The following is a 13,436-nucleotide window of genomic DNA, read 5'->3' as shown; positions in this document are numbered from 1 at the left end:
CAATATTGCGCAAAAAGGATAAATAAATGTACGGAGAAGAACTGAAAGAACTCGAACCACATGGCACCAAGTTGTTTCCGCTGCGGGTCCATGATTTTTGCTCGGATCCAACGGTCATTGAACGGGTCGCAACTCATTGGCATTCGGAATTTGAGATTCTCGTCGTGGTCAACGGGCAAGGAGAACTGCATTTGAATGGCGCCTCTTACCCACTCCAAGTGGGGGATGTGGCGGTCATTCAACCGGATCAATTACACGCGATGAGCGCGCCCATGGCGGTCCCGTTCGATTTCTACGCGGTCGTTTTTGATCCGATTTTGTTGCAATCGGCGGTGCCGGACAGCATTCAGCAGCAATATTTGAGCGCCCCGCTCCAAGTGCCACCTGTCTTACCACCGACCGCACCGCTAGTGGCGCAATTAAAGGCGGAATTGGCAGTGATCCAGCGCGACTTCGATCAAAGCGCGCCGGCCTATATGTTACGAATTAAAGGCCACCTCTATTTGGTTTGGGCAATTTTGGCGCAGTTGGCGGAAACCGCCCACGTTAAAGTTAATTCTGGGGGGATCGCCGTGGAACTCACGAAAACAGTGATCGCCTTCATTCAAGCAAATTATGAGCAACCGCTGACGCTGAGTTCGCTGGCGACGCGCTTTAATTTGAGTAAAAGTTATCTCTGCCGTATCTTCAAACGGACAACCAAGATTGCGTTGACCGATTACATCAATATCTTGCGCATTACGCAAAGCACGATCTTGTTGAAGACCACCACCGATTCGATCAGCGCGATCGCCAGTCATGTTGGCTTCAACAATGTTTCCTATTTCAACAAGGTTTTCCACCGCCGGCTGCAACTAACGCCAACCGAGTACCGCCGGGCCGCCACCACCCCAGCGTAAAAAAAGAGCAACGCCAAAATTAGGCTGGCTAATTTTGGCGTTGCGGCATAATTCTAAAAGGCATTCCCGGAAATTGATTAGGGCGGATCGCAAATGCTCACGTTTGCGATCCGCCCTAAATAGGTTGAAACTAGTTATCTCAAGCTTGCTGACCGGGCTAACTTTGATAATATTGTGCTTGCGCCGTGTACAGCCGATGGTAAAGACCAGCTGTATCGGCCAAGAGTGATTGATGGTCACCATCTTGGATGATCTGTCCGGCTTGTAAGACCAGGATTCGATCGCAGAAACGGCAAGAACCCATGCGGTGGGAAATATAGAGGGCGCTTTTACCATTGCTGATCGTTTGGAAATTCTGATAAATATCGAATTCCGATTGGGGATCCAAGGCGGCTGTCGGCTCATCTAGGATCAGGATCGGCGCATCTTTGTAATAGGCGCGGGCGATCGCTAATTTCTGGCCTTCGCCACCGGAAACATCGCGACCATGATCGTTTAGATCGTGACTCAACCAGGTTTTCTCGCCTTCAGGGAGTTGCTTGACCCAAGTGCCCATCCCGCTGGCAGCCAAGGCCGACCACATTTTAGCTGGATCGACGTCAGCGGCCGCGGCGATATTCTGATCGATAGGGTAAGCGAGTAGCTTGAAGTCTTGGAAAACGACCCCGATCAACTGCTGGAATTGATCGGCGCTCAACTCACGGATATCTTGACCATTGATCAAAATACGACCGCGGGTTGGTTGATAAAGGCGGCAGAGTAACTTAACGATCGTTGTTTTACCAGATCCGTTTCGACCGACGATGGCAACTTGGGTTTGGGGTGTCAACGTTAGATTCAGATCTTTGATCACCCAGCGTTGGCTACCGGCATAATGGAACCACACATGCTCGAATTGAATCGTCGGCGCTAGCGAAACGGCCGAATCACTGGTGGGCGCGGCGGCCTCTGTAACGTTTGCGGACGGCTCCTCGCCTTGTTCCGTCGGCGCTGTTGTGGTCGTTTGCGCGTCGTCGGTTAGCTCGGTCAGTTCAGCCGGTGCGCCTGCATCTGGTAACGCCAGAAAGTCGATCAAGGTGTTCAGATAGTCGAGCATAGCCAGGCCATCATTCCACTGGGCGATATTGGCGCTAACAACGTTGATGAAATTCTGCAAATAACCAACGTAGATGATGATCGCGCCGATCGTGATCGCCCCGACGTAAGCCTTCAGGCAGATCAGCGCATAGAGACCGCCGGTGACAAGCAGGGTCAAGGCTTGTAAACTGGCTGTATTCAGCGCCATCTTTTGGCGATTAGCAATCACTAACTGGATCGGCGTTAATTTGAATTGTTGGGTGATCCACTGCAAGAAGCTGTTACTGGCTTTGAAGGCCCGAAAAATCGCGCCGGAATCATCATTGAGCAAGACTTGATTGGTGAAATAGCCATCAGCCTGGTTGAAACTGACGATCTGGTCCATCACGGTTTGCTGCAAATGACGATTGCGATTGGAGAGGACTACAGATAGCAACAGCGGCACGGCCAAGGCGATCAGTAGGATCAGGCTGAACCAAGGTGAGTTCGTGAATTGGGCCAAGCTACTGTTCTGACCACTGTGTGTCGTCAAAATCGCGACCATGGTCACCACGGTGATCACGAAAGAAATGACGACATTCAGCGTCCCGGAAAAAAGGCCGTCGATTACTTGATTCAGCGCGTTATTGTAAACCAACGCATTCTCACCCTTGGTTCTCAGCGCCATCACTTCTGGCGATTCTAGTTGTTCATAGTTCAAAGTCATCGTCTTTTCAGCGGAGCGCTGCGTGAAACGTAAGTAGATTTCTTGCTTGATCAAGGTCACTTGTAGATTCATCCAATTGTTGAGTAGGCCAAAGAGCAAGCCACCGAAACTCAGGCCAACGACCAGCATGATTAAGTTGTTTAATGCTGCTTTAGCCGTCAGCGCGTTGATGATCAGCGCCAAGGAAGTGCTGGCGTAATAAGGATAAAGCACGGTAACCAAGGCGGCCAAAACCAAAACACGCAAACTCCGAGGCACCAATTCGTGGATCATTTTCAAGGCGACTTTAGTTTTCAGCCACTGACTCATCAGACTCATCCTCCTCTTGATCTTGATAGTATTGGCTTTGGATCGCGAACATTTCCGCGTAGATCCCGTTTTGCGCCATTAGCTCCTCGTGGGTGCCTTGTTCCTTCAAGACACCATGATACAGCAGGATGATCCGATCACAAAAACGTGTCGAGGCCAAGCGGTGGGAGATGAACAAGGATGTTTTCGCGCCGATCAGATCCTGATATTCTTCGTAAAGTTCACTTTCGGCCAAAGCGTCCAAGGCCGCGGTCGGTTCGTCCAACAAAATAGCCGGAGTTTGCCGGTATAAGGCCCGCGCCAACATCAAGCGTTGGGTCTCACCACCAGAGAATTCCACGCCATCACTGTGGATATAGCGGGTCAAATGGCTGTGGATGCCTTGGGGCAGTGCCTGGATCTTGGTCAACAACCCCACCTGTTCTAAGACTTGCTTGACCTTGGCCTCATCGATCGCAGTCTCATCGGCAACCATAGCCACTGTCTGGGCAATGGTCGTCGCCCAAATATCGGTACTTTGAAAAACCGGGGTGACCAGATCGGCCAGTGCAGCTTGACTGAATTGATCGGCCGCGACGCCATCAAAGTAAATTTGTCCCGCGGTCGGCCGCAACAAGCCTAGCAATAAGTTAACGATCGTGCTTTTGCCGGCGCCGTTGTTCCCGACCAAAGCCAAGCGCTCGCCGGCTTTGATCGTGAAACTGACGTCGTGTAAGGTTTCTTCCGTCGCGTCAGGATAGCGATAGCTGACATGATCGAACCGAATCTCCACTTGGTTTTGCGGCAAGGTTGGATCAGGGTAATGCTTACGAAACTCGGGAAAAGTGAGAAAGTTACGCAAATGGTCAATATCCTGAGACGATTTCTTCAGATCATTGGTCTCACTCAACAATTGCCGCAGCCAGCCATTCATCTGGGCCAAAATATTGAAATAAAGCACAAAACTGGCCACGGAGATCTGTTGGCGTTGGATCAAAATGATCAAGACCACGAACACCAAGGAATCCCGCAGAAAACTAAACAAACTTTCCCAGAAGTTGGCCAATAAGGTGTGCCGGGCTAACTGCCGTTGGTATTGCAGCGACGCGGACACCGTTTGATCCAAATTAGCCGCCAGCCAGTTGTCCATTTTGAACAGGCGGATCTCTTTGCCGTTCTTGATATTGCCAGCGGTCCGAGTCAAATAATTCTGTTGAGCGTACAATTGATCGCGATAGGCCAGCGTCTTCTGCCGATAATTGGTGTCAAAACGCACCACTAAATAAGTCAAGGCCAACTCGACGACGATCAGGACGAAGAAATATGGGATCTGGGTCGTGGCATAGAGCGAAAAGCCAACGATCAATAGCAAGTCCAAACCGACTAAGCCAAACTGCTGTAAAATCTGCGCGACCCCTGAGCCGTCGCCGTAAACACCAAAGGTCAGGGCATTGACCAGTAGTTTCTGAAACCGATTGGTTAAGGTATTCTCATAATCGGTAGTCATTAACTTCTGATAGAGTTTCAGCTCGAAGGACTTAAAGCGCCCGCGGGTGATCGTCGCATCCGCCTGGGTTTTGACCACCAAGGAAAAGAACGCGGCCAGTGCCAACAGCAGGACCAAACCACCGACCTGAAGTAAGAGTTGCGGCAATGCCACCTTGGCCTCAAACTGGGCCACGATCAGCGCCGGCAAAGCGGTCACGCCTAAAGTCAACGTTAATGAGAGGAGATAATAAAGAATGAGTTTGCCCAGATAATGCTCCCCGCTAGCCGCAAACCCGGCTAGAACATAATGGACATTCTGTAAAATAGTGTGTTGTTGCTTCTCCATAACAAGTGGTCACTCGATTCCTGCTCCCTTTCGCCATCATTCGATTGGATTACATTAGGAGACCTTATTTTGATCTTAAATTACGTGAATAGCTAAACTATAGAACAAAATTAAGAAAAGTCAACCCTAATTAAAAAAAAGCTAATTTTCGATATTAAATTCTAATTCTCGATGCGATGTTCGCTAGTCATTAGGTGAATGACTCGATTGATCAACAGATGAAGATGTCGCGGTTGGATCACAGGACAGCAAAAAAACAGACGTGGTTAGCGTCTGTTTTTTGCTTTTTTAGGGGAGGAAACGAATTAAGCGTTTTGATCGACCCGTTGCTCGTCTTTAGCTTTTTGCATAATGGATAAAGTTGTATCTTTATCGAAGAAGTGTGCTTTGTTCAAGTCGAAGCCGAGTTGCATTTGTTCGCCAGGTTTGTGGTAGTCACGCGCGTCAACTTTCGCAACGTATTCAGTATCACCTGATGTGACGTAAAGCATTGATTCAGCACCAAGTAATTCAGAAACGACAACCTTGCCTTGAACTGTCGCATCTGGGAATGTTTCTAAGAAGGCACCTTCAGTATGGATATCTTCAGGACGAACGCCTAAAGTCAAGTCCTTACCATTGTAGCCATCTTCATCCAAGATCTTAGCGCGACCTTCTGGAACGTTTAAGTGTAAGCCATCACTCTTGTCAGTCAAAACACCATTTTCATAATGAACTTCAAAGAAGTTCATCGCAGGTGAACCGATGAAACCAGCGACGAATTTGTTCTTAGGAGTATCGTAAACTTCAGCAGGAGTCCCGATTTGTTGAACTTCACCCATTGACATAACAACGATCCGGTCAGCCATGGTCATCGCTTCTGTCTGGTCATGGGTTACGTAAATTGTTGTTGTGTTCAAGCGTTGGTGTAATTTAGCGATTTCAGCACGCATCGTGACACGTAACTTGGCATCCAAGTTTGATAAAGGTTCGTCCATCAAGAAGATAGGCGCATCACGGACGATCGCACGACCTAAAGCGACACGCTGACGTTGACCACCTGACAAAGCAGCTGGTTTACGTTCTAGATAATCAGTCAAGCCTAAGATTTGTGCGGCTTCGTCAACACGTTTCTTGATGTCAGCTTTTTCGTATTTACGTAATTTCAAACCAAAAGCCATGTTATCAAAAACAGTCATATGTGGATACAAAGCGTAGTTCTGGAAGACCATGGCGATATCACGATCCTTAGGAGCAACGTCGTTCATGACTTTGCCGCCGATCTTTAAGTCGCCTTTCGTAATATCTTCCAAGCCGGCAATCATCCGCAATGTTGTTGACTTACCACAGCCTGAAGGCCCAACGAATACGATAAACTCGTGGTCATCAATGTGTAAATCAAAGTCGGATACGGCGAAATTATCTTCTTCAGCATTTGCATAACGTTTGTAAATGTGATCTAAGTCTACTTTAACCATTTAGAAAAACACCTTTCTTTTTCGAGTACGCTTATATCATAAAAGAAAACGATTTCCTAGACCACCCTATTTCGCACAAAAAAGCGTTTTTACCATTGTGCAACATGACCAAAGGCGCCGTGGCACTAGTTGGAATGGCTTAACCACGGCATTCTTCGTAGGGTCAGCGGGGGGGCGCTCGCTTGGCGGCAAGCCGGGGTGACTCAGCCCCACACTGGCAAGCGGCCCACGTCATGTTCACTGTAGGCGGCCATCAGCGGAAAGGGGTTTGGTAGCGCAGGTTGGCCCGCTATCTTGCCATCAATGTTTGCCAGCCATCGTTCACCATCATTCGCCAGCAATCGTTCGCTTGAAATTCGACCTGATCCGCAAGATAATAATAGACGGACAAGCAAGTTAGCATAGTAGGGAGGACCCTGAGAAAGTTGGTGGAACAATTGGATTTGATCGGTTTAACAACCTGGACAGAACATCCGCGCCTGATACCTGGCATCAAAAAACCAACCTTAACAGAATATAGTCGAGTTTTCCCTGTGGTTGAATTGGATACGTTTTTCTATGGGTTAAAAGACGTGAAAATCGTTGCGCATTGGCAGACTCAAGTTTCTCCGCAGTTTCAGTTCATCATCAAACCGCCTCGAGAGTTGACCCTGCATGAAGCGCCGGCCGCAGGTGTCAGTCTGGCCCAAATCTATCAGCAGTTCTTGGCGACGATCAGGCCATTACAGGAGCGCGGGCAATTAGCGGGTGTGCTGATGCAATTCTCACCGAACTTTGGGTTGGCTGGTTCATCCCTGGATTATTTGGCGTTCGTGCGGAAGCACTTGCCCAGATTGCCGATCATGATTGAGTTTCGTCATCGTAGTTGGTATGATCCTCGTTACTTCGATCAGGTGGTGGGACGGTTACGCGCCTTACAATTGACTTTAGCGATGATCGATCAACCTGACATTGGCGCCGACAGTGTGCCGCTGCGGCCAGTGGTGACCACCCCGCAACTGGGCTTTTGGCGGTTTCACGGTCGCAATGGCGTGAACTGGGCCAAGAAAGGGTTTGGCGGTAAGGTGGGGCGAACGCTATACCATTATTCTGAAACCGAGTTACAAGAATTGGCCGCACTGGTGAAAGAGTTTTCGCCGCAAGTAGCGCATAATTACATCATTTTCAATAATAACTCTGGCGGTGACGCGTCTGAAAACGCCTTACAATTTAGTCAAGCATTGGGACTGAACTATCAGCGTGCAGGGGGCCAACAGCTGGATCTGTTTGAGTGAAAATAATGGAAACCTTTCTGAAAAATCAAGATCGGCTAGGTAATTATTTCCAACGCGTTATATGCTATAATAAATTCTGAATATGCTTCGGCATGTTAAATTCGAACTTAGAGCAGTTGGAGGTTTTTTTCGTGGCAAAACCAACCTATTATATTACAACACCGATTTATTATCCTTCAGGTAAACTAACGATCGGTAATTCCTACACCACCATCGCGGCTGATTCTTTAGCGCGCTACAAGCGCTTGAAGGGCTACGATGTGTTCTTCCTGACCGGGACGGACGAGCACGGTTTGAAGATCGAACAAAAAGCGGAGGCTCAGGGGATTTCACCTCAAGCTTACGTTGACAAGATGGCGGCGGGCATCAAGCAGCTTTGGCAACAACTGGAAATCACCAATGATAAGTTTATTCGGACCACGGATGATTATCACGTCAAAGCCGTCCAAAAAATCGTGGAGCGCTTGATTGCGCAAGGCGATGTTTATTTGGGTAAGTACACCGGTTGGTATTCTGTTTCCGATGAGGAATATTTCACGGAATCTCAATTGGCCGAAGTTTATCGCGACGATCAAGGACGGGTGATCGGCGGCAAGGCGCCGTCCGGTCATGAGGTACAGCTGGTCAGTGAAGAATCTTACTTCTTCAAGATGAGCAAATACGCTGATCGTTTGTTGAAATATTATGATGAGAATCCTCAATTTATTCAACCGGAGTCGCGGAAGAATGAAATGATCAATAACTTCATTAAACCGGGCTTGGAAGATTTGGCGATGTCACGGACAACGTTTAATTGGGGTGTGCCGATTCCTAGCAATCCGAAACACGTGGTTTATGTCTGGGTCGATGCGTTACTCAACTATATTACCGCGCTTGGTTACGGTTCAGATGATCAGACCTTGTTTGACAAATACTGGCCGGCGGATGTCCATTTTGTCGGCAAAGAAATCGTGCGGTTCCACACGATTTATTGGCCGATCATCTTGATGGCGCTGGATCTACCTTTGCCTAAACAGGTCTATGGTCATGGCTGGCTGCTGATGAAAGATGGCAAAATGTCCAAGTCCAAGGGGAATGTGGTTTATCCAGAAATGTTGGTTGAACGTTACGGTTTGGATGCGTTGCGCTATTACTTGATGCGGGCTTTTCCTTTTGGTCATGATGGTATTTTCACCCCGGAGGATTATGTCGATCGGATCAATTTCGATTTGGCGAATGATTTGGGGAATCTCCTGAATCGGACCGTGGCGATGATCAACAAGTACGAGGCTGGGCAAGTACCTACGGAATTAAGTGATGCCACTGGCTTCGACCAGAGCTTGCGGGAGACCGCCAATGCTACGATCACCGCTTATGACGAGGCGATGACGCATTATCAATTCCCAACGGCGCTAGAGAAAGTTTGGCAACTGATCAGTCGGGCCAATAAGTACATCGACGAGACCGAGCCTTGGGTATTGGCGAAAGATCCGGCTAAAGCCACCGAATTGGCTAATGTGATGGGACATTTGGCGGAAAGCTTGCGGATCATTGCGATTCTGATCCAACCGATCATGACCCACGCGCCGAAGAAGATCTTCGCGCAATTGGGTTTGCAGGCAGCCGAGTTGGCTGAAAACAGCCCGGTCTTCGGCCAGTTCCCAGCAGGGCGTGTCGTGGTTGAAAAAGGAACGCCGATCTTCCCACGACTTGAGCGCGACGAAGAAATCGCCTATATCAAAGCCCAGATGAGCAAGGAACAAAAGCAACCGGCAGCGGATAAACCGGCCGCGCCAGTTGCTGAACCAGCCGCGAAGCCGGAAATCAAGTTTGACCAATTCGATCAAGTTGAGATCAAGGTTGCGCAGATCTTGGCCGTTGAGAAAGTCAAAAAGGCTGATAAACTATTGAAGTTCCAACTGGATTTAGGGAACGGGGAGCAGCGGCAGATTCTATCCGGCATCGCTGAATTCTATCCGGAATTCAACCAATTGGTTGGGCAGAAAGTCTTAGCGGTCACTAATTTGGCGCCCCGGAAGATTCGCGGCGAGGTCTCCAATGGCATGTTGCTTTCGTCTGAAGACAGTCAAGGACAGGTGCAACTCGCCTTGGTTGGCGCGGAGCATGCTAACGGCGCGTTGATCGGTTGATAATAGATAGCGGACGGCTGAAATCAAGGGGTTACAATGGTTAAAATTTTTGATACACATACACATTTAAACGATACGCCTTTTGCTGGTCAAGAGGCGTCTTTTGTGCGCCACGCCGCGGCCTTAGGCGTGGTCAAACTGGCCAACGTTGGTTCCAACCAAACATTAAATGAAGGGGCCTTACGGTTAGCGGCGGAATTTCCCAACGCTTATGCGATCATTGGCTGGCATCCTGACGACGCGAAGGATTATGATACCGCGGCGGCGGCTTGGTTGCGCGCGAATTGCCAGCGGCCTAAAGTAGTGGCGATTGGCGAGATCGGGTTGGATTATCACTGGGACGCGTCACCACGACCAGTTCAGCGGCAGGTTTTCGCCGCGCAACTGGCTTTAGCCAAAGCGCTTGATCTGCCGGTTTCGATTCATTCTCGTGATGCTTTGGCGGACACTTACGCCATCTTAGCGGCGGCGCAACTGCCACCCCAGCGGATCATTATGCACAGCTTTAACGCGACGCCTGAATGGGTCCCGCAATTTCTAGATTTAGGGGCCTATCTTTCTTTTAGTGGGGTGATCACCTTCAAAAACGCCGCTTACCTACGGGAAAGTCTGGCGCAAGTTCCCCTGGATCGCTTGTTGGTTGAAACGGATGCGCCATACTTGACGCCGATGCCGCATCGCGGTCAGCAAAACGAACCTGGTTATACGCGTTATGTGGCCGCAGGGATCGCGCAGACCCTGGACCTACCGCTGGCAACGATTGCCCAGCAAACCTACCGGAACGCGTTGCGAGTTTTTGGTTTGGAGGATAGCGAATGATTCAAGAAGTGATCATTGTGGAAGGACGCGACGATACGCGGCGGTTGCGTGAAGTTTTTGGCGCGGTGGACACCATTGAGACACGGGGATCAGCGGTCCCGCCTGCGATCTTGCAAGAAATCAAGGCTGTGGCGCAGAAACGGCCACTAATCGTGCTGACCGATCCCGATTTCAATGGTGAGCAGATCCGCAAGAAGGTGCTGGCCGTGGCGCCAAATGCCAAGCAAGCGTTCTTGCCCCGCAGTCAGGCTCGGCCACAAGGAAAAGGGAGTTTGGGCGTGGAACATGCCAGCGCTGCGGATCTACGCGCTTGCCTGGCCCACGTTCTGACCACGGATCAGACATTTGTGAGTCAGCTTAGTCGCCGCGATCTGGTGGCGGCGGGGTTGATTGCCGGACCGGCGGCGAAACAGCGGCGCGAGCAGCTCGGCGATCTGTTGCACATTGGTTATGCCAATGGCAAACAACTTTTGCCGCGGCTTCAGATGTTACAGGTTTCCGTCGCGGATTTCCAACAGGCTTTGCAACGATTGGAGGACAATGATGACTAATCAACCACAGCGACTTGATATCGCCGATCCAATCCGGACCAACGCGATTTTGCACCAGTACCATTTCGAATTCAAGAAGAGTTTGGGCCAGAATTTTCTGACAAATCGCCGCGTGATCGCGGGGATCTTGGCGGCGGCGCAGCTTCAGCCTGATGACTTGGTGATCGAGATCGGCCCTGGTATTGGTTCATTGACTGAACAGTTGGCGCGGGAGGTTCAACAGGTGATTGCCGTGGAGATCGATCAACGCTTGATCCCAATCCTTGAAGCGACCTTGGCGCCTTATGACAATGTGACGGTGGTCCACCAAGACATTCTACAGACGGATCTGGCGAGTTTAGTGGCCGCCCACGCTCAACCTGGTTATGGTCAAATCAAGGTTGTGGCCAATCTGCCCTATTATATTACGACTCCGATCATGTTTAGCCTGATCAACGGCGTGACCCAACCAGATGTGTTGGTGCTGATGATGCAAAAAGAAGTGGCGCAACGCATTATTGCCCACCCTGGCCACAAGGATTACGGTCCCTTGAGTATTAGCACCCAACTGCAAATGCAGGCGGAAATCGACCAAATCGTTCCGAAAACCGCCTTTGTTCCCCAGCCTAATGTGGACTCGGCCGTCTTGCGGCTACATCGTTACGCGCAGCCACCTTATCAGATCGGGGATCGTCAACGCTTTGACCAAGTGGTTCAGGCCAGTTTCCAACAACGGCGCAAGAATTTGCAGAATAATTTATTACGGCTGGTCGGGAAAGACCAGAAAAGTGAATTATCTGCTGTTTTTAGTCAACTTGGGTTGGCGGGCACATTAAGGGCAGAGCAATTGACGATTCCCGATTTCATTGAGTTGACCGCGGCGCTGGCTGATTTTCACTGGAGTAAGTAAGGTGGATTCGTTTGTCGGTCTGGCGGTGCTGAGAATTTAATTTTAATCTCATTTTTTAATAAACTTGAAAAAATTCACAATTTGTGCTATACTTAGGCCCAAGGAGTGAGGCCAATGCCAATGTCATTATCAAGCATCAAGCATCAACTTGACGATCATATCGGTCAACGGTTGACGGTAGTTGCCCAGGCAGGACGGAAAAAGATTACCAGACGTCATGGCACTTTGAAGGAAACTTATCCGGCAGTCTTTATCGTTGATTTGAATCAGGATGAGAATTCTTTTGAACGGGTTTCTTACAGTTATACCGATTTACTAACCAGATCGATCGAGATCGAGTTCGACAATAGTTCTCTTACAGCTGAATAGTTACTGGTCGTCGTATTTTCGTTTAGATTTACAAGCAGTCAAGTCGGGCACGCAGGTGTTCGGCTTTTTTTCTAACCTTTTTTCAAATGATTGCGGTGGCCGGGGACATTCCAGAGCCACGACTAGGTGGGCTGGTCGTTGGCGGACGGTCAGTGACCGTGGATCCGGCGCGCACGTGGTACAATGACGACAATAGAGAAATGTGGTGAAGACATGGAAATCAGTGAACAGGCGCCAGCTAAAATCAATCTGGGGCTGGATCTGCTCTACCGCCATCATAACGGCGCCGAAGAATGGCGGATGGTTTTGTTGGCGGTGGGTCTGGCGGACACCGTTCGAATCCAACCGGATCCAACTGGTCGCATTCAAGTGACGACCAATCGAGATTTCTTGCCGGTGGATCAGCGCAATTTAGCTTATCGCGCGGCCCAGTTACTGCAACGCCGCTTTAATTGTCAGCAAGGCGCGAAAATCGAAATCATTAAACGGATTCCGGTTTCGGCTGGTCTAGGGGGCGGTTCGGCGGATGCGGCCGCAGTGCTCCGCGGGCTGAACCAGTTATGGCACTTGCAATTATCTTTGGCGGAACTGGCCCAGTTGGGCGTGGCATTAGATGCCGATGTCCCTTTCTGTGTGTACGCGACGACCGCGGTGGTCAGCGGTCAAGGTGAACGGGTCGAACCTTTGGGACTGGTGCCGAATTTCTGGCTTGTTTTGGTCAAGCCCCAGGTCAGCGTATCGACGACGCAGCTTTTAGCCCGGACGTCGTTAAGTCAATTGACCCAACATCCTGATATTGAAATGATCAGCGCTGGGTTGCGCCAGGGCGATTGGCACCTGCTGTCGCGGGGGATGGCCAATAGTTTGGAAGACGTCACCAGTCGGCAATATCCCCAATTGCTGGTGATCAAGGAACGAATGTTACGTGCTGGCGCCCTGGCCGCGCAGATGAGTGGCACGGGGCCGACCATGTTTGCGTTGACGGCGCGGCAGTCGCAAGCTAAGCGGATCTATAACGCGATGCGGGGATTTTGCGAGGAGGTTTACTTGGTTCAACCGATGAGTTTATTACCCTTCCCAATAAAAAGCGAACGATTTAGCAAAAAATAAGTAAATTGTCTAGAAATTTCAACTTATTATCGGT

Annotated in this window: 11 protein-coding genes; 8 read left to right on the top strand and 3 right to left on the bottom strand. The window is 49.8% G+C overall.

All coding sequences use genetic code 11. The features are described 5' to 3' along the window. Positions 1 to 26 precede the first annotated feature (26 nt). Positions 27 to 899: an AraC family transcriptional regulator gene (locus EKM94_RS02800; protein WP_125597145.1), complete on the top strand. Its 873-nt coding sequence runs from the start codon at positions 27 to 29 to the stop codon at positions 897 to 899. 157 nt (positions 900 to 1,056) lie between these two features. On the opposite strand, the gene EKM94_RS02795 is transcribed toward EKM94_RS02800, so the two are convergent. From EKM94_RS02795 to EKM94_RS02785, 3 genes are all read right to left on the bottom strand, one after another. After that, complete coding sequence (locus EKM94_RS02795) at positions 1,057 to 2,991, bottom strand: ABC transporter ATP-binding protein (RefSeq protein WP_164511077.1); 1,935 nt, start codon at positions 2,989 to 2,991, stop codon at positions 1,057 to 1,059. Further along, positions 2,969 to 4,804 carry an ABC transporter ATP-binding protein gene (locus tag EKM94_RS02790; RefSeq protein WP_125597140.1) on the bottom strand — a complete coding sequence of 612 codons (1,836 nt, stop codon included), beginning with the start codon at positions 4,802 to 4,804 and terminating at the stop codon, positions 2,969 to 2,971. Before EKM94_RS02790 ends, EKM94_RS02795 begins: the two co-directional genes overlap by 23 nt. Before the next feature lie 305 nt (positions 4,805 to 5,109). Continuing rightward, a complete protein-coding gene (locus EKM94_RS02785) occupies positions 5,110 to 6,261 on the bottom strand; it encodes an ABC transporter ATP-binding protein (RefSeq protein WP_125597137.1) in 1,152 nt (383 codons plus the stop codon). 428 nt (positions 6,262 to 6,689) lie between these two features. Between EKM94_RS02785 and EKM94_RS02780 the strand changes: the two genes are divergently transcribed. The 7 genes from EKM94_RS02780 to ispE all read left to right on the top strand — a co-directional run bounded on the left by EKM94_RS02780 (position 6,690) and on the right by ispE (position 13,402). After that, positions 6,690 to 7,535: a DUF72 domain-containing protein gene (locus EKM94_RS02780; protein WP_225422140.1), complete on the top strand. Its 846-nt coding sequence runs from the start codon at positions 6,690 to 6,692 to the stop codon at positions 7,533 to 7,535. Between the two features lie 92 nt (positions 7,536 to 7,627). Next, the gene (gene metG / locus EKM94_RS02775) at positions 7,628 to 9,664 is read left to right on the top strand and encodes a methionine--tRNA ligase (protein ID WP_125597131.1); all 2,037 of its coding nucleotides are present in this window, start codon (positions 7,628 to 7,630) and stop codon (positions 9,662 to 9,664) included. A 36-nt stretch (positions 9,665 to 9,700) separates the two neighbouring features. After that, entirely contained in the window at positions 9,701 to 10,483 is a 783-nt protein-coding gene (locus EKM94_RS02770) for a TatD family hydrolase (protein ID WP_125597128.1), read from the top strand. Then, positions 10,480 to 11,034 carry a ribonuclease M5 gene (rnmV, locus tag EKM94_RS02765; protein ID WP_125597125.1) on the top strand — a complete coding sequence of 185 codons (555 nt, stop codon included), beginning with the start codon at positions 10,480 to 10,482 and terminating at the stop codon, positions 11,032 to 11,034. The genes EKM94_RS02770 and rnmV overlap by 4 nt, the downstream gene beginning before the upstream one ends. Continuing rightward, complete coding sequence (rsmA, locus tag EKM94_RS02760; protein WP_379861858.1) at positions 11,024 to 11,923, top strand: 16S rRNA (adenine(1518)-N(6)/adenine(1519)-N(6))-dimethyltransferase RsmA; 900 nt, start codon at positions 11,024 to 11,026, stop codon at positions 11,921 to 11,923. Before rnmV ends, rsmA begins: the two co-directional genes overlap by 11 nt. A 114-nt stretch (positions 11,924 to 12,037) precedes the next feature. Further along, a complete protein-coding gene (locus EKM94_RS02755) occupies positions 12,038 to 12,292 on the top strand; it encodes a Veg family protein (protein ID WP_125597119.1) in 255 nt (84 codons plus the stop codon). Positions 12,293 to 12,505: 213 nt separating this feature from the next. Further along, positions 12,506 to 13,402, top strand: a complete 897-nt coding sequence (gene ispE / locus EKM94_RS02750) for a 4-(cytidine 5'-diphospho)-2-C-methyl-D-erythritol kinase (RefSeq protein ID WP_125597412.1) — start codon at positions 12,506 to 12,508, stop codon at positions 13,400 to 13,402. Positions 13,403 to 13,436: the final 34 nt, after the last annotated feature.

Source organism: Lapidilactobacillus achengensis, assembly GCF_003946655.1.
Taxonomy (GTDB): Bacteria; Bacillota; Bacilli; order Lactobacillales; family Lactobacillaceae; genus Lapidilactobacillus; species Lapidilactobacillus achengensis.
This window is presented reverse-complemented; position numbering and strand designations above follow the sequence as displayed.